General features: G+C 58.1%; 12 protein-coding genes. 11 read left to right on the plus strand and 1 reads right to left on the minus strand.

The genetic code is table 11. The annotated features are described in order from the left end of the window. Positions 1-101 precede the first annotated feature (101 nt). Positions 102-1,229: an IS481 family transposase gene (locus CAG02_RS11230; protein WP_085710544.1), complete on the plus strand. Its 1,128-nt coding sequence runs from the start codon at positions 102-104 to the stop codon at positions 1,227-1,229. Positions 1,230-1,970: 741 nt separating this feature from the next. Here the strand turns inward: CAG02_RS11230 and gltA are convergent. After that, complete coding sequence (gene gltA / locus CAG02_RS11235) at positions 1,971-3,260, minus strand: citrate synthase (protein WP_007959044.1); 1,290 nt, start codon at positions 3,258-3,260, stop codon at positions 1,971-1,973. Positions 3,261-3,624: 364 nt separating this feature from the next. On the opposite strand from gltA, the gene sdhC reads away from it, so the two are divergent. The 10 genes from sdhC to brnQ all read left to right on the plus strand — a co-directional run bounded on the left by sdhC (position 3,625) and on the right by brnQ (position 16,647). Further along, the gene (sdhC, locus tag CAG02_RS11240) at positions 3,625-3,999 is read left to right on the plus strand and encodes a succinate dehydrogenase, cytochrome b556 subunit (protein WP_011333113.1); all 375 of its coding nucleotides are present in this window, start codon (positions 3,625-3,627) and stop codon (positions 3,997-3,999) included. After that, complete coding sequence (sdhD, locus tag CAG02_RS11245) at positions 3,993-4,361, plus strand: succinate dehydrogenase, hydrophobic membrane anchor protein (RefSeq protein ID WP_085710546.1); 369 nt, start codon at positions 3,993-3,995, stop codon at positions 4,359-4,361. Before sdhC ends, sdhD begins: the two co-directional genes overlap by 7 nt. Before the next feature lie 3 nt (positions 4,362-4,364). Next, on the plus strand, positions 4,365-6,137 hold the full coding sequence (gene sdhA / locus CAG02_RS11250; RefSeq protein WP_085710547.1) for a succinate dehydrogenase flavoprotein subunit: 1,773 nt from the start codon (positions 4,365-4,367) through the stop codon (positions 6,135-6,137). An 11-nt stretch (positions 6,138-6,148) separates the two neighbouring features. Then, positions 6,149-6,853, plus strand: coding sequence for a succinate dehydrogenase iron-sulfur subunit (locus tag CAG02_RS11255; RefSeq protein ID WP_065260469.1), 705 nt, complete (start codon positions 6,149-6,151; stop codon positions 6,851-6,853). A 272-nt stretch (positions 6,854-7,125) separates the two neighbouring features. Then, positions 7,126-9,957, plus strand: coding sequence for a 2-oxoglutarate dehydrogenase E1 component (locus CAG02_RS11260; protein WP_085710549.1), 2,832 nt, complete (start codon positions 7,126-7,128; stop codon positions 9,955-9,957). A 42-nt stretch (positions 9,958-9,999) separates the two neighbouring features. Further along, complete coding sequence (odhB, locus tag CAG02_RS11265) at positions 10,000-11,220, plus strand: 2-oxoglutarate dehydrogenase complex dihydrolipoyllysine-residue succinyltransferase (protein ID WP_085710550.1); 1,221 nt, start codon at positions 10,000-10,002, stop codon at positions 11,218-11,220. Between the two features lie 97 nt (positions 11,221-11,317). Further along, positions 11,318-12,754 carry a dihydrolipoyl dehydrogenase gene (gene lpdA / locus CAG02_RS11270; RefSeq protein ID WP_011333117.1) on the plus strand — a complete coding sequence of 479 codons (1,437 nt, stop codon included), beginning with the start codon at positions 11,318-11,320 and terminating at the stop codon, positions 12,752-12,754. 199 nt (positions 12,755-12,953) lie between these two features. Continuing rightward, a complete protein-coding gene (sucC, locus tag CAG02_RS11275; RefSeq protein ID WP_007959029.1) occupies positions 12,954-14,120 on the plus strand; it encodes an ADP-forming succinate--CoA ligase subunit beta in 1,167 nt (388 codons plus the stop codon). Then, the gene (gene sucD / locus CAG02_RS11280) at positions 14,120-15,004 is read left to right on the plus strand and encodes a succinate--CoA ligase subunit alpha (protein WP_011333119.1); all 885 of its coding nucleotides are present in this window, start codon (positions 14,120-14,122) and stop codon (positions 15,002-15,004) included. Before sucC ends, sucD begins: the two co-directional genes overlap by 1 nt. Before the next feature lie 329 nt (positions 15,005-15,333). After that, complete coding sequence (brnQ, locus tag CAG02_RS11285) at positions 15,334-16,647, plus strand: branched-chain amino acid transport system II carrier protein (protein WP_085710552.1); 1,314 nt, start codon at positions 15,334-15,336, stop codon at positions 16,645-16,647. Positions 16,648-16,756: the final 109 nt, after the last annotated feature.

Genomic DNA, 16,756 nt, shown 5'->3' on the forward strand with positions numbered 1-16,756 from the left:
CACTTTTTACAAACGCCTTGTACGGACCGGGGACATCGTTTACACGTGTGCGGAGACATGGTTAACACTTTCCGGCGAGCCAACTTTGCCGGAAAGCCGTCATGCCTTGGAACACGAGAGACGCCATGAGCTTGAAAGAAGAGTTTGTTGCACTGGCCCAGCAGCCGGGTAGCAACATTAGGGAGTTGTGCCGACGTTTTGGCATCAGCGCTCCGACGGCATATAAGTGGCTAAAACGCTATGAAATGCAGGGAGTGGATGGGTTGCAGGAGAAATCCCGTCGTCCGCTCACTAGCCCTCAGTTGACTCCACCGGCCTTGGAAGCTGAAGTTCTGAAGCTTCGAAAGGATCAACCAGCATGGGGAGGTCGAACGATCAGTACCATGTTGAAAAAACGCATTGCCCCCAGCACCGTCACCAATGTTTTGCACCGCCACGGACTGATCCTGCCATCCGATAAAGAACCATATGTACCACTCCGGCGCTTTGAGCACGATGCACCTAATGATCTTTGGCAGATGGATTTCAAAGGGCATTTTTCGACGCAGCAGGGCCGATGCCACCCCCTGACCTTGTTGGATGACCACTCACGCTTCAGCCTGGCAATTCAAGCGTGCGCCAATGAGCGTGGGATAACGGTACAGGAGAAGATGACTGAAGTTTTCTTGCGCTACGGAATGCCTGCCCGAATCAACGTCGACAATGGCCCACCATGGGGTTCACCGCGCAATCCAGGTGAAATTACCGAGCTAAGTATTTGGCTGATTCGATTAGGTATCAGGATAAGTTTTAGCCGACCTTATCACCCTCAAACCAATGGAAAAATCGAACGTTTCCATCGATCACTCAAGGCCGAAGTGTTGAATGGTCGCCATTTTCGAAGCCTTGCCGAGGTTCAACTGGCATTTGATCAATGGCGGCAAGTCTATAACCATCAACGACCCCATCAAGCCTTGGATTATCAGGTTCCTATGAATCGATTCAGAGCGAGCCCATGGAGTTTTCCGCAGACAATACCGGAGTTTGAATACGGTCCGGATGATGTATTGGCCAAGGCTTATCACAGTCGATTTCGCTTCCGAAAACGCTATTTCAGCATCGCCAAGGGCTTGGCTGGACAACTCATTGCGATACGGCCTCATCCAGAAAGCACCGTTTTGTTCGACGTCTATTTCTGTCATCACCTGCTGCGAACCATCGACTTCAATCAGCCTGACTATGGTCCATAATGTGTAAACCATGTCTCCGTACATGAGTAAACGATGTCTCCAGTCCGTACAACAAACGCCTAAAAAGTAACCAAAAACGCTTGCTCCTACGTTCGGCCCGCTCGCTGAGGCTCGGGGTTCCTTCGCTCCGGGATTCATCCGGGGGGCATCGCCTACGGTTTGCTTCGCTGCACCTCCTCTCGATGTGTTTGGCTTCGCCAAACGGTCGCTGCGCTCCCACCCCCGGATAAATCCCTCCACTCAGCCTTCCGACGTCGCCCGAAGATCAAAAGCGGTACTTGAGCTAACGCTCATCGTGTTGAGTGGGGAGGAGGAGCTCTTGATCTGGCCTTTGCTCTGGCTCTGGCTTTTGATTTTTTTGCCCCTTCGGCAGGCCGAGCGGAGGTGTTCATCAGGGGGTAGGCGCGCAGCGCCGTGCGGCGAAGCCGCATACATCGAGAGGAGGTGCAGCGAAGCAAACCGTAGGCGATGCCCCCTGATGGACACCGTAGCGAGGGAACACTGAGCCTAAGCGAAGTGCCGTACGCCGGGGCAAAGCCTTTTGGTTCCTTTTTGGCGTTTGAAAAAGGGACTCGCTGTAAGAGCGAAACCGCCAGCGGCAGCACCCGAAGAAACGGATATGTACCCAATCAACAAAAAACAGTCGGCCCAAAGGCCGCTGAGATGAAACAAACAAAAACGGCCCCCATTCACATGGAGGCCGTTCCCGTTACAACTTAAGACGTTATCGCAAGACAGGTCTTATTTGCGGTCTTCCAGCTTGGTGATATCCCGCGACTCATAACCAGTGTACAGCTGGCGCGGACGGCCAATCTTGTACGGGCTGGAGAGCATTTCCTTCCAGTGCGAGATCCAGCCGACAGTACGTGCCAAGGCGAAGATCACGGTGAACATGCTGGTCGGAATGCCGATCGCCTTGAGGATGATCCCCGAGTAGAAGTCGACGTTCGGGTACAGCGAGCGCTCGATGAAGTACGGGTCGGTCAGGGCGATCTCTTCCAGGCGCATGGCCAGTTCGAGTTGCGGATCGTTCTGGATGCCCAGTTCCTTCAACACTTCGTCGCAGGTCTGCTTCATCACGGTCGCACGTGGGTCGCGGTTCTTGTAGACACGGTGACCGAAGCCCATCAGCTTGAACGGATCGTTCTTGTCCTTGGCCTTGGCGATGAACTTGTCGATGTTCGAGACATCGCCGATTTCATCGAGCATGGTCAGCACGGCTTCGTTCGCACCGCCGTGGGCAGGGCCCCACAGTGCGGCGATACCGGCGGCGATACAGGCGAACGGGTTGGCACCCGAGGAGCCCGCCAGACGCACGGTGGAGGTCGAAGCGTTCTGCTCGTGGTCGGCGTGGAGGATGAAGATCCGGTCCATGGCCTTGGCGAGTACCGGGCTGATCGGTTTGATCTCGCACGGGGTGTTGAACATCATGTGCAGGAAGTTTTCCGCGTACGACAGGTCGTTGCGCGGGTACATCATGGGTTGGCCCATGGAGTACTTGTAAACCATCGCGGCCAGGGTCGGCATCTTGGCAACCAGACGGATCGCGGAGATTTCGCGATGCTGCGGGTTATTGATGTCGAGGGAGTCGTGGTAGAAGGCCGAGAGGGCGCCGACTACACCACACATGACAGCCATCGGGTGGGCGTCACGGCGGAAGCCGTTGAAGAAGGTTTTCAGCTGCTCGTGAACCATGGTGTGGTTCTTCACGGTGCCGACGAACTGGGCCTTTTGCTCTGCAGTCGGCAGTTCGCCGTTCAGCAGCAGGTAGCAGGTTTCCAGGTAGTCCGACTTTTCAGCCAGCTGTTCGATCGGGTAGCCGCGGTGCAACAGAATGCCGTTGTCGCCGTCGATATAGGTGATCTTCGATTCGCAGGAAGCGGTCGACATGAAACCGGGGTCGAAAGTGAAGCGGCCCGTGGCCGTCAGGCCCCGAACATCGATTACATCGGGACCAACGGTGCCGGTTAAAATGGGCAGCTCGACGGGGGCTGCGCCCTCGATGATCAACTGCGCTTTTTTGTCAGCCATGTGGCCTCCTATTTATGCTTGAAATCATCAGACAGACCCCCCACGCAGGGCCCGCACCACTATAGTGAGATAAATTCGAATGTCAATTTGCCTAAAGTCTTGCTCCAGAAGGCTTTAACCGCACTTTTTCCTCGAAATTGCCTGCCATTTACGCCTTTTATACAACTTGTGCAATCAGCTATTGGGGGTAGGCGATTGCGTTGTCATTAGTAGCCTAACTGTCTATACTCGGCGACCGACCGCCAAGGGCTTTTGGGCTTGCTTTCATTGGGGGTCGCATCCCTGGGTGGTGGTTACCTGACCAGTGCACTCCCCAACAACTTTGCCCTGATTGTTAGGGGCTCTTCAGTGTGAAAAAAAAGCCGTGAAAAGCCAACGACCTGTAAACCTAGACCTAAGGACCATCAAACTCCCCATCACCGGCGTTACGTCGTTTCTTCACCGTGTTTCCGGCATCATCCTCTTCCTGGGCCTCGGCATCATGCTTTATGCATTGGGCAAATCCCTGGGTTCCGAGGAAGGTTATGTCGAGGTGAAGGCATGCTTGACCAGCCCGCTGGCCAAGTTCGTAGCATGGGGCCTCCTGTCCGCTCTGCTGTATCACCTGGTTGCCGGTGTGCGCCACTTGATCATGGACATGGGCATCGGTGAGACGCTGGAAGGCGGCCGCCTGGGCTCGAAACTGATCATCGCCGTTTCCGTGGTGCTGATCGTTCTGGCAGGAGTTTGGATATGGTAACCAGCGTTACAAACCTTTCGCGTTCGGGCCTCTATGACTGGATGGCACAGCGCGTGTCTGCGGTCGTTCTCGCGGCTTATTTCATTTTCCTGATCGGCTACCTCGCCGCTCACCCGGGCATCGGTTATGAACAATGGCATGGCCTGTTCGCCCACAACGGAATGCGTATCTTCAGTCTGCTGGCACTGGTTGCCCTGGGCGCTCACGCCTGGGTCGGCATGTGGACCATCGCGACCGACTACCTGACGCCGATGGCGCTGGGCAAGTCCGCGACTGCAGTACGTTTCCTTTTCCAGGCAGTATGCGGCGTCGCGATGTTCGCTTACTTCGTCTGGGGTGTGCAGATTCTCTGGGGTATCTGATTCATGGCTAACATTCCAACGATTTCTTTCGACGCCATCATCATTGGTGGCGGCGGTGCCGGCATGCGCGCTGCGCTGCAGCTGGCACAGGGCGGTCACAAGACTGCCGTGATCACCAAGGTCTTCCCGACCCGTTCGCACACTGTATCCGCCCAGGGCGGCATCACCTGCGCCATCGCGTCCGCTGACCCGAACGATGACTGGCGCTGGCACATGTACGATACCGTCAAGGGTTCCGACTACATCGGTGACCAGGACGCTATCGAATACATGTGTCAGGAAGGCCCGGCTGCCGTTTTCGAGCTGGACCACATGGGTCTGCCGTTCTCGCGTACCGAAACCGGCCGTATCTACCAGCGTCCGTTCGGCGGTCAGTCGAAGGATTACGGTAAAGGCGGGCAGGCTGCCCGTACCTGCGCCGCTTCCGACCGTACCGGTCACGCGCTGCTGCACACCCTTTATCAGGGCAACCTGAAAGCCGGTACCACGTTCCTGAACGAGTACTACGCTGTCGATCTGGTCAAGAACGACGCAGGCGACTTCGTCGGTGTGATCGCAATCTGCATCGAAACCGGTGAAACCACCTACATCCGCGCCAAGGCCACCGTACTGGCGACCGGCGGTGCAGGCCGTATCTATGCGTCCACCACCAACGCCCTGATCAACACTGGTGACGGCGTCGGTATGGCTCTGCGTGCTGGCGTGCCGGTACAAGACATTGAAATGTGGCAGTTCCACCCGACCGGCATCGCCGGCGCCGGTGTACTGGTTACCGAAGGTTGCCGTGGTGAAGGTGGTTACCTGATCAACAAGCACGGCGAGCGTTTCATGGAGCGTTATGCTCCGAACGCCAAAGACCTGGCTGGTCGTGACGTGGTTGCCCGCTCGATGGTTAAAGAAATCATCGCCGGCAACGGTTGCGGTCCGAATGGCGACCACGTAATGCTCAAACTCGACCACCTGGGCGAGGAAGTGCTGCACAGCCGTCTGCCAGGCATCTGCGAACTGTCGAAGACTTTCGCACACGTTGACCCGGTGGTTGCTCCGGTTCCGGTTGTTCCGACCTGCCACTACATGATGGGCGGCGTTGCCACCAACATTCACGGCCAGGCGATCACCCAGAACGCCGAAGGCGTGGACCAGATCATTCCTGGTCTGTTCGCCGTAGGTGAAGTGGCTTGCGTATCGGTTCACGGCGCCAACCGTCTGGGCGGCAACTCGTTGCTCGACCTGGTGGTCTTCGGTCGCGCCGCCGGCCTGCACCTCGAAAAAGCTCTGACTGACGGCATCGAATACGATGACGCCACCGAAGCCAACATTGAGGCTGCCCTGGCACGTCTGAGCGCGCTGAACAACCGTACCGACGGCGAAGACGTCGCTACCCTGCGTCGCGAGCTGCAAAGCTGCATGCAGAACTACTTCGGTGTATTCCGTACCGGCGAATACATGCAGAAGGGTATTGCCCAGCTGGCCGATCTGCGCAAGCGCATCGCCAACGTGAAGATCAACGATAAGTCGCAGGCGTTCAACACTGCACGTATCGAAGCGCTGGAACTGCAAAACCTGCTGGAAGTGGCTGAAGCTACCGCCATTGCTGCCGAAGTACGTAAAGAGTCCCGCGGCGCTCACGCCCGTGAAGACTTCGAAGACCGTGACGACGAAAACTGGCTGTGCCACACCCTGTACTTCCCGGGTGAGAAACGTGTCGCCAAGCGTGCCGTGAACTTCTCGCCGAAGACTGTTCCGACTTTCGAACCAAAAGTCCGGACTTATTAAGGGTGACCGCCATGTTGAAAGTCAGTGTTTATCGTTACAACCCTGATCAGGACGCTGCGCCGTTCATGCAGGAATTCCAGGTCGATACCGGTGGTAAGGACCTGATGGTGCTGGACGTGCTGGCCCTGATCAAAGAGCAGGACGAAGGTTTCTCCTATCGTCGCTCCTGCCGTGAAGGTGTTTGCGGCTCCGACGGCATGAACATCAACGGCAAGAACGGCCTGGCGTGCATCACGCCGCTGTCCGCTGTCGTCAAAGGTAACAAGTTGGTCATCCGTCCTCTGCCAGGTTTGCCGGTTATCCGTGACCTGGTCGTCGATATGAGCATCTTCTACAAGCAATACGAGAAGGTTAAGCCATTCCTGCAGAACGACACGCCGGCTCCGGCCATCGAGCGTCTGCAGTCCCCTGAAGAGCGTGAAAAGCTCGACGGTCTGTACGAGTGCATCCTGTGCGCCTGCTGCTCGACCTCTTGCCCGTCCTTCTGGTGGAACCCGGACAAATTCCTGGGTCCAGCTGCTCTGCTGCAAGCGTACCGCTTCCTGGCAGACAGCCGTGACACCAAGACGTCCGAGCGTCTGGCGTCCCTCGATGACCCGTTCAGCGTTTTCCGCTGCCGGGGCATCATGAACTGCGTCAACGTATGTCCGAAAGGCCTGAACCCGACTAAGGCCATCGGTCACATCCGTAACATGCTGCTTTCGAGCGGCGTGTGATTCAGAAGCTGTAACTGCCGCTGTAAAAAGCGGCATCGCTGCACCGTACAGGTCAAGGCGCGGGCTTCAACCCGCGCCCTGGCTATAACCAGAGCAACAGCCATAAGCTGCGGCTCTTATTTTGAAGAAATGAGACAAGCAGGGGCATCCGGGCTGGTACCCGGACTATCAGTGTGATCCTAAGTGGCTTGTTTTGGTCGCTGCATTCGGACTTCTGCAAGTTTGCTCGGTGTCGACACCGATGGTGTTCCCCTAACCGAGGGTGACCAAGCATGCAAGAAAGCGTGATGCAGCGCATGTGGAACAGCGCCTACCTTTCAGGTGGAAACGCTGCCTATGTGGAAGAGCTTTATGAGCTCTACCTGCACGACCCTAACGCTGTGCCAGAAGAGTGGCGCACCTACTTTCAGAAGCTGCCCGCCGACGGCGGCTCTGCCACCGATGTTTCGCACTCCACAATTCGCGATCATTTCGTGCTGCTGGCGAAGAACCAGCGCCGCGCCCAACCGGTTTCCGCCGGCAGCGTGAGCAGTGAGCACGAGAAGAAGCAAGTTGAAGTGCTGCGATTGATCCAGGCCTACCGTATGCGTGGCCACCAGGCAGCCCAGCTTGACCCGCTGGGGCTGTGGCAGCGTCCTGCACCTGCAGACCTGTCGATCAATCATTACGGCTTGACCAATGCCGATCTTGATACGACCTTCCGTGCCGGCGACCTGTTCATCGGCAAAGAGGAAGCGAGCCTACGCGAAATTCACGAAGCGTTGCAGCAGACATATTGCCGCACCATCGGCGCTGAATTTACGCACATCACCGATTCCGAGCAGCGCCAGTGGTTCCAGCAGCGTCTGGAAAGCGTACGTGGCCGTCCGGAATACTCCGCCGACATCAAGAGCCACCTGCTTGAGCGCGTGACGGCCGGTGAAGGCCTGGAAAAATACCTGGGCACCAAATACCCGGGCACCAAGCGTTTCGGTCTGGAAGGCGGCGAAAGCCTGATTCCGATGCTCGACGAACTGATCCAGCGTTCCGGCTCGTACGGCACCAAGGAAGTCGTCATCGGCATGGCCCACCGTGGCCGTCTGAACGTTCTGGTCAACACCTTCGGCAAGAACCCGCGCGAGCTGTTCGACGAGTTCGAAGGCAAGAAGAAGGTCGAGCTGGGTTCCGGTGACGTTAAATACCACCAGGGCTTCTCGTCCAACGTGATGACCGCCGGCGGTGAAGTTCACCTGGCCATGGCGTTCAACCCGTCTCACCTGGAAATCGTTTCCCCGGTGGTTGAAGGTTCGGTGCGTGCCCGTCAGGACCGTCGCAACGACGCGACCGGCGAGAAAGTACTGCCGATCTCCATCCACGGTGACGCTGCATTCGCAGGTCAGGGCGTGGTGATGGAAACCTTCCAGATGTCGCAGACCCGCGGTTTCAAGACCGGCGGTACCGTGCACATCGTGATCAACAACCAGGTTGGTTTCACCATCAGCAACCCGCTGGACTCGCGTTCCACCGAGTACGCCACCGACGTTGCGAAGATGATCCAGGCACCGATCCTCCATGTGAATGGCGATGATCCGGAAGCCGTACTGTTCGTGACCCAGTTGGCCATCGACTACCGCATGCAGTTCAAGCGTGACGTGGTGATCGACCTGGTCTGCTACCGCCGTCGCGGCCACAACGAGGCCGACGAGCCAAGCGGCACCCAGCCTCTGATGTATCAGCAGATCACCAAGCAGCGCACCACCCGTGAGCTGTACGCTGATCGTCTGACCCAGGGCGGTGTGCTGGACGCAGAGCGTGTTCAGGCGAAAGTCGACGAATACCGCAACGCGCTGGACAACGGTCTGCACGTAGTGAAATCGCTGGTCAAAGAGCCGAACAAAGAGCTGTTCGTGGATTGGCGTCCGTATCTGGGCCACGCCTGGACTGCGCGTCACGACACTCGCTTCGATCTGAAGACCCTGCAGGAACTGTCCGCCAAGCTGCTGGAAATTCCGGAAGGCTTCGTGGTTCAGCGTCAGGTCGCGAAGATCTACGAAGACCGTCAGAAGATGCAAGCCGGCGGCCTGCCGATCAACTGGGGTTACGCCGAAACCATGGCGTACGCGACCCTGGCGTTCGAAGGTCACCCGATCCGCATGACCGGTCAGGACATCGGCCGCGGTACGTTCTCGCACCGTCACGCTGTTCTGCACAACCAGAAAGATGCCGGCACCTACATTCCGCTGAAACACCTGTACGAAGGTCAGCCACGCTTCGACCTGTACGACTCGTTCCTGTCGGAAGAAGCGGTACTGGCGTTCGAATACGGTTACTCGACCACCACGCCAAACGCGCTGGTGATCTGGGAAGCCCAGTTCGGCGACTTCGCCAACGGTGCACAGGTTGTTATCGACCAGTTCATCACCAGCGGCGAGCACAAGTGGGGCCGTCTCTGCGGTCTGACCATGCTGCTGCCGCACGGCTACGAAGGCCAGGGCCCTGAGCACAGCTCGGCACGTCTTGAGCGTTACCTGCAGCTGTGCGCCGAGCACAACATTCAGGTGTGCATGCCGACGACTCCGGCGCAGATCTACCACTTGCTGCGTCGTCAGGTGATCCGCCCGCTGCGCAAGCCGCTGGTAGTCCTGACTCCGAAGTCGCTGCTGCGTCACAAACTGGCAATCTCGACGCTGGAAGATCTGGCCGAAGGTTCGTTCCAGACCGTTATCCCGGAAATCGATGCACTGGACCCGAAAAAGGTCGAGCGCGTGGTTCTGTGCAGCGGCAAGGTCTACTACGACCTGCTGGAAAAACGCCGTGCCGAAGGCCGCGAAGATATCGCCATCGTGCGTATCGAGCAGCTGTACCCATTCCCTGAGGACGACTTGAAAGAAGTCCTGGCTCCTTACACCAACGCCAAAGCGGCTGTCTGGTGCCAGGAAGAGCCGATGAACCAGGGCGCCTGGTACTGCAGCCAGCACCACCTGCGTCGCAGCATCAGCAACCTCAACAAATCTCTCGTACTTGAGTACGCGGGCCGTGAGGCTTCTGCTGCACCTGCATGTGGTTACGCATCGATGCACGCCGAGCAGCAGGAAAAACTGCTGCAAGACGCGTTTACCGTTTAACGCCTTCGCGCACCTGAAACCGAATTTAAGGAACCACAGACAATGGCTATCGAGATCAAAGCCCCCACTTTCCCGGAATCGGTTGCCGATGGCACCGTTGCCACCTGGCACAAACAACCGGGCGACGCCGTCAAGCGTGACGAACTGATCGTCGACATCGAAACCGACAAAGTCGTTCTGGAAGTGCTGGCCACCGCCGACGGCGTGCTGGGCGCAATCGTCAAGGGCGAGGGTGACACCGTCCTGTCCGACGAAGTCCTGGGCTCCATCGTTGAAGGCGGCGCTGCTGCCGCTGCTCCGGCTGCCGCTGCTGCTCCGGCCGCTGCTGCCGCTGCCCCGGCTGCTGCCGGCGCTGACGAAGATGCGATCGCTGCTCCGGCCGCTCGCAAGCTGGCCGAAGAAAACGGCATCAACCTGGCTTCCGTAAAAGGCACCGGCAAAGACGGCCGTGTGACCAAGGAAGACGTGGTTGCCGCTGTTGAAGCGAAGAAATCCGCTCCGGCTGCTGCGCCGAAAGCCGCTGCTCCGGCCGCTACCGCTCCTGTGTTCGCCGCTGGCGACCGCATCGAGAAGCGCGTTCCGATGACCCGCGTTCGTGCCACCGTTGCCAAGCGTCTGGTTGAAGCCCAGTCGAACATGGCGATGCTGACCACTTTCAACGAAGTCGACATGACCGAAGTCATGGCGCTGCGTTCGAAGTACAAGGACCTGTTCGAGAAGTCCCACAACGGCGTACGCCTGGGCTTCATGTCGTTCTTCGTGAAAGCTGCCACCGAAGCGCTGAAACGCTTCCCGGCGGTCAACGCTTCGATCGACGGCAACGACATCGTTTATCACGGTTATGCCGACATCGGCGTTGCTGTTTCCAGCGACCGTGGCCTGGTAGTTCCGGTTCTGCGTAACGCCGAACACATGAGCCTGGCTGAAATCGAAGGCGGCATCGCCACCTTCGGCAAGAAGGCCCGTGACGGCAAACTGTCGATGGACGAGATGACCGGCGGTACCTTCACCATCACCAACGGTGGTACCTTCGGTTCGATGATGTCGACCCCGATCGTCAACCCGCCGCAGGCAGCGATTCTGGGCATGCACAACATCATCCAGCGTCCGATGGCCATCAACGGTCAGGTCGTTATCCGTCCGATGATGTACCTGGCACTGTCCTACGATCACCGTCTGATCGATGGCAAAGAAGCTGTGACTTTCCTGGTGACCATCAAGAACCTGCTGGAAGATCCGGCTCGTCTGTTGCTGGATATCTGATAGAAGCAGCCATGAGCTGCAGGTTTCAGGCTGCCGGAATCGGCAGTCTGGCTTGCAGCTTGCGGCTTGAAGCTTTTCGCTAAAGAGGATTTTTTGAATGTCGCAGAAATTTGACGTAGTAGTGATCGGTGCCGGCCCTGGCGGCTACGTAGCTGCCATCAAGGCCGCGCAACTCGGTCTGAGCACTGCCTGCATCGAGAAGTACACCGATGCTGAAGGCAAGCAAGCCCTGGGCGGCACCTGCCTGAACGTAGGCTGCATTCCGTCCAAGGCGCTGCTGGACAGCTCCTGGAAATACAAGGAAGCCAAAGAAAGCTTCAACGTTCACGGTATCTCGACCGGCGAAGTCAAAATGGACGTCGCTGCGATGGTTGGCCGCAAGGCCGGCATCGTCAAGAACCTGACCGGCGGCGTTGCCACCCTGTTCAAGGCCAACGGCGTTACTTCGATCCAGGGCCACGGCAAACTGCTGGCCGGCAAGAAAGTCGAAGTCACCAAGCCGGACGGCTCGGTTGAAGTCATCGAAGCTGAAAACGTCATCCTGGCTCCAGGTTCGCGTCCGATCGACATTCCGCCAGCTCCGGTTGATCAGAAAGTCATCGTCGATTCGACTGGCGCCCTGGAATTCCAATCCGTACCTAAGCGTCTGGGCGTGATCGGCGCTGGCGTGATCGGTCTGGAACTGGGTTCGGTATGGTCGCGTCTGGGTGCAGAAGTGACTGTCCTGGAAGCCCTGGACACCTTCCTGATGGCAGCGGACACCGCTGTTTCCAAGGAAGCGCTGAAAACCCTGACCAAACAGGGTCTGGACATCAAACTGGGCGCTCGCGTTACCGGTTCGAAAGTGAACGGCGACGAAGTCGTTGTGAACTACACCGATGCCAACGGCGAACAGACCATCACTTTCGACAAGCTGATCGTAGCCGTTGGTCGCCGTCCGGTGACCACCGATCTGCTGGCTGCCGACAGTGGCGTGACCCTGGACGAGCGCGGTTTCGTGCACGTTGACGATCACTGCGCCACCACCGTACCGGGCGTCTACGCCATCGGTGACGTGGTTCGCGGCATGATGCTGGCTCACAAAGCCTCGGAAGAGGGCATCATGGTTGTCGAGCGCATCAAGGGCCACAAGGCCCAGATGAACTATGACCTGATCCCTTCGGTTATTTATACTCACCCGGAAATCGCATGGGTTGGTAAAACCGAGCAGGCCTTGAAAGCTGAAGGCGTTGAAGTTAACGTCGGCACCTTCCCGTTCGCAGCATCCGGCCGTGCCATGGCCGCCAACGATACCGGTGGTTTCGTCAAGGTCATCGCCGATGCCAAGACTGACCGCGTATTGGGCGTGCACGTGATTGGCCCGAGCGCTGCAGAACTGGTTCAGCAGGGCGCGATCGGTATGGAATTCGGCACCAGCGCTGAAGACCTGGGCATGATGGTTTTCTCCCATCCGACCCTGTCCGAAGCCTTGCACGAAGCAGCTCTGGCAGTGAATGGCGGCGCCATCCACATTGCCAACCGCAAGAAGCGTTAAGACACAATAAGAAACCACGGCGGTACGGCCCGTCGTGAGCCTTGCGTGCAAGACTCACCGCGGAATGTCCGCTGGACGCAGCCTTGCGTAGCTGCACCGGGTATCCGGAAAGGCTACGCAAGCAGCAGTCACAGGTGGCGCGGCACTCATCAAGAGCGCAGCGCCGAATGCGCAGTACCTAACGAAGACGGTAAAAAGCATGAATCTTCACGAGTATCAGGGTAAGCAGCTGTTCGCTGAATACGGCCTGCCAGTTTCCACTGGTTTCGCAGTAGACACCCCGGAAGCAGCAGCAGAAGCTTGCGACAAAATCGGCGGCAACGAGTGGGTTGTCAAAGCCCAGGTTCACGCCGGTGGTCGCGGTAAAGCGGGCGGCGTCAAGCTGGTTCGCAGCAAAGAAGACGCCAAAGCCTTCGCACAGCAGTGGCTGGGCAAGCGTCTGGTGACTTACCAGACTGATGCCAATGGCCAGCCAGTCACCAAGATCCTGGTTGAATCGTGCACTGATATCGCTAAAGAGCTGTACCTGGGCGCTGTCGTTGACCGTTCGAGCCGTCGCATCGTGTTCATGGCTTCCACCGAAGGTGGCGTGGACATCGAGAAAATCGCTCACGACACTCCAGAAAAAATTCTGAAAGCCACTATCGATCCACTGGTTGGCGCTCAGCCGTTCCAGGGTCGCGAGCTGGCATTCCAGCTGGGTCTGGAAGGCAAGCAGGTTGCTCAGTTCGCCAAGATCTTCGTAGGTCTGGCCAAGCTGTTCAAGGATCACGACCTGGCTCTGCTGGAAGTGAACCCGCTGGTGATCAAGGCTGACGGCGATCTGCACTGCCTGGACGCCAAGATCAACATCGACGCCAACGCAATGTACCGTCAGCCTAAGCTGAAGACTTTCCACGATCCGTCCCAGGACGATCCGCGCGAAGCGCACGCTGCCAAGTTCGAACTGAACTACGTAGCGCTGGAAGGCAACATCGGCTGCATGGTGAACGGTGCCGGCCTGGCCATGGGTACCATGGACATCGTCAACCTGCACGGCGGCAAGCCAGCCAACTTCCTCGACGTAGGTGGTGGTGCTACCAAAGAACGCGTTACCGAAGCTTTCAAGATCATTCTGTCCGACAGCAATGTCGCTGCAGTACTGGTTAACATCTTCGGCGGCATCGTTCGTTGCGACATGATTGCCGAAGGCATCATCGGTGCAGTGAAAGAAGTCGGCGTGAAAATCCCGGTTGTTGTTCGTCTTGAAGGCAACAACGCTGAACTGGGCGCTAAAGTACTGGCAGAAAGCGGTTTGAACATCATCGCTGCTACCAGCCTGACCGACGCTGCTCAACAAGTCGTTAAAGCTGCGGAGGGCAAGTAATGAGCGTCCTGATCAATAAAGACACCAAAGTAATCTGCCAGGGCTTCACCGGCGCGCAGGGTACTTTCCACTCCGAACAAGCCATTGCCTACGGCACCAAAATGGTTGGCGGCGTGACTCCAGGCAAGGGTGGCACCACTCACCTGAACCTGCCTGTGTTCAACACCGTGAAAGAAGCTGTAGAAGCCACTGGCGCCACCGCCAGCGTGATCTACGTTCCGGCTCCTTTCTGCAAGGACTCGATCCTGGAAGCAGCATTCGGCGGCATCAAGCTGATCGTCTGCATCACCGAAGGCATTCCTACCCTGGACATGCTGGACGCGAAAGTTAAGTGCGACGAGCTGGGTGTCACCCTGATCGGCCCTAACTGCCCAGGCGTGATCACTCCGGGCGAGTGCAAGATCGGCATCATGCCAGGTCACATCCACTTGCCAGGCAAGGTCGGTATCGTTTCCCGTTCCGGCACCCTGACCTACGAAGCTGTGAAGCAGACCACTGACGCCGGTTTCGGTCAGTCGACTTGCGTCGGCATCGGCGGTGACCCGATCCCGGGTTCGAACTTCATCGACATCCTGAAGCTGTTCCAGGAAGACCCGAAGACCGAAGCGATCGTAATGATCGGCGAGATCGGCGGTTCGGCTGAAGAAGAAGCGGCTGCCTACATCAAGGCCAACGTGACCAAGCCGGTTGTTTCCTACATCGCTGGTGTGACTGCTCCTCCGGGCAAGCGCATGGGCCATGCTGGCGCAATCATCTCCGGCGGCAAAGGCACTGCAGACGAGAAATTCGCTGCTCTGCAAGACGCAGGCGTGAAAACCGTGCGTTCGCTGGCAGACATCGGCAAGGCCCTGGCCGAGCTGACTGGCTGGGAAGTGAAGAAGTAAGCCTCGGCTGACTTTTTAGCTCCAGCAACAAAGGCCACCTTCGGGTGGCCTTTGTCGTTTCTGATGTTCGGTTTGACGATGGCGATTTATAGGCACCTGCCCAATTACATGCAAAAACGCGACACAGACACGTCGCGTATCGGATAGTTCGCCCTCAAACAGTGCGTTTGTCAGACAAATTCGTTAGGCTAGCAGCCATTTTTGCGTCTGCCGCCCACAAGGCATGCAACGCGCTAAACGGGTCAGTCTTATACGGATTGACAGCATTTCCCTAACCCCACAGGGAAATCCCCCTCTAAATTCCGATTCAGTAGTGTGGTATTTCCTTAATGAAAGTTTTGAAAGGTCAGGACATCCTGGCACTTGGCTTTATGACATTCGCCCTGTTCGTCGGGGCCGGCAACATCATCTTCCCGCCTATCGTCGGTTTGCAGTCCGGGCCAAACGTCTGGATGGCGGCGCTGGGCTTCCTGATCACGGCGGTCGGTCTGCCGGTGATCACCGTTGTCGCGCTGGCCAAGGTCGGCGGTGCGATGGATGCGCTGAGCACGCCGATCGGCAAGATTGCCGGTGGCGTACTGGCAGCCGCGTGCTATCTGGCGGTTGGCCCGTTGTTCGCCACGCCGCGTACCGCGACCGTATCGTTCGAGGTAGGTCTGGCGCCGCTGACCGGCGAAAGCCCGCTGGCGCTGTTCCTCTACAGCTCGGTTTATTTCCTGCTGGTGTTCTTCATCTCGCTCTATCCGGGCCGTCTGCTGGATACCGTAGGGCGTTTCCTCGCGCCGCTGAAGATCATCGCCCTGGCGGTACTCGGCATCGCTGCATTCGCGCTGCCGGCCGGTGATATCGGCGTGGCCACTCCGGAATACGTCGCTGCGCCGTTCTCCCAAGGTTTCATCAATGGATACCTGACCATGGATACCCTGGGCGCGCTGGTGTTCGGTATCGTCATCGTCAACGCGATCCGCTCCCGTGGCGTCGAGTCGCCTGCTCTGATCACCCGCTACGCGATCATCGCCGGGCTGATCGCCGGCGTCGGTCTGGCGCTGGTGTATGTCAGCCTGTTCCGCCTGGGTTCCGGCAGCCATGAAGTGGCCGCAGGTGCTACCAACGGCGCGGCGGTGCTGCATGCTTATGTGCAACATACCTTCGGTTCGCTGGGCAGCGGTTTCCTTGCGGTGCTGATCTCCCTGGCGTGTCTGGTGACGGCGGTCGGCCTGACCTGTGCCTGCGCCGAATACTTCAGCCGCATCGTGCCGCTGTCCTACAAGACGCTGGTCATTATCCTCGCAGCCTTTTCGCTGCTGGTGTCGAACCTGGGCCTGACCAAGCTGATCGCGTTCTCGATCCCGGTGCTGACCGCGATCTACCCGCCGTGCATCGTGCTGGTGGCCCTGAGCTTCTGTGCCGCGTTCTGGCATGAGCAGAGCCGCATCATGGGCCCGGTGATGCTGGTGTCGTTCGTGTTCGGCACGATCGACGCGCTGAAAGGCGCCGGTCTGGCCGACTGGATGCCATCGCAACTGTCCCACCTGCCGCTGAGCGAGCAGGGCCTGGCGTGGCTGGTGCCATGCGTGATGACTCTGGTGGTCGCCGTGGTTTGTGACCGCCTGCTGGGCAAGCGCGCCGAAGCCCTGGCCTAAGATTGCCGGCCCGCCACAAGCGGGCTTGAGCGATTAAACAGAAATGCCCCGTATCAATCGATACGGGGCATTTTTTATGGGCGTCAGGCAGTGTCTTTTCCTTTCGGCT

This window comes from Pseudomonas sp. R43(2017), from assembly GCF_002112345.1.
In the GTDB taxonomy this organism is placed as follows: Bacteria; Pseudomonadota; Gammaproteobacteria; order Pseudomonadales; family Pseudomonadaceae; genus Aquipseudomonas; species Aquipseudomonas kribbensis.

What these genes read in the sequence shown, in the direction of transcription:
- CAG02_RS11230 (WP_085710544.1), top strand. Translation starts at nt 102, where the DNA reads ATGCCTTGGAACACGAGAGACGCCATGAGCTTGAAAGAAGAGTTTGTT.
- gltA (WP_007959044.1), bottom strand. Translation starts at nt 3,260, where the DNA reads ATGGCTGACAAAAAAGCGCAGTTGATCATCGAGGGCGCAGCCCCCGTC.
- sdhD (WP_085710546.1), top strand. Translation starts at nt 3,993, where the DNA reads ATGGTAACCAGCGTTACAAACCTTTCGCGTTCGGGCCTCTATGACTGG.
- sdhA (WP_085710547.1), top strand. Translation starts at nt 4,365, where the DNA reads ATGGCTAACATTCCAACGATTTCTTTCGACGCCATCATCATTGGTGGC.
- CAG02_RS11255 (WP_065260469.1), top strand. Translation starts at nt 6,149, where the DNA reads ATGTTGAAAGTCAGTGTTTATCGTTACAACCCTGATCAGGACGCTGCG.
- CAG02_RS11260 (WP_085710549.1), top strand. Translation starts at nt 7,126, where the DNA reads ATGCAAGAAAGCGTGATGCAGCGCATGTGGAACAGCGCCTACCTTTCA.
- odhB (WP_085710550.1), top strand. Translation starts at nt 10,000, where the DNA reads ATGGCTATCGAGATCAAAGCCCCCACTTTCCCGGAATCGGTTGCCGAT.
- lpdA (WP_011333117.1), top strand. Translation starts at nt 11,318, where the DNA reads ATGTCGCAGAAATTTGACGTAGTAGTGATCGGTGCCGGCCCTGGCGGC.
- sucC (WP_007959029.1), top strand. Translation starts at nt 12,954, where the DNA reads ATGAATCTTCACGAGTATCAGGGTAAGCAGCTGTTCGCTGAATACGGC.
- sucD (WP_011333119.1), top strand. Translation starts at nt 14,120, where the DNA reads ATGAGCGTCCTGATCAATAAAGACACCAAAGTAATCTGCCAGGGCTTC.
- brnQ (WP_085710552.1), top strand. Translation starts at nt 15,334, where the DNA reads ATGAAAGTTTTGAAAGGTCAGGACATCCTGGCACTTGGCTTTATGACA.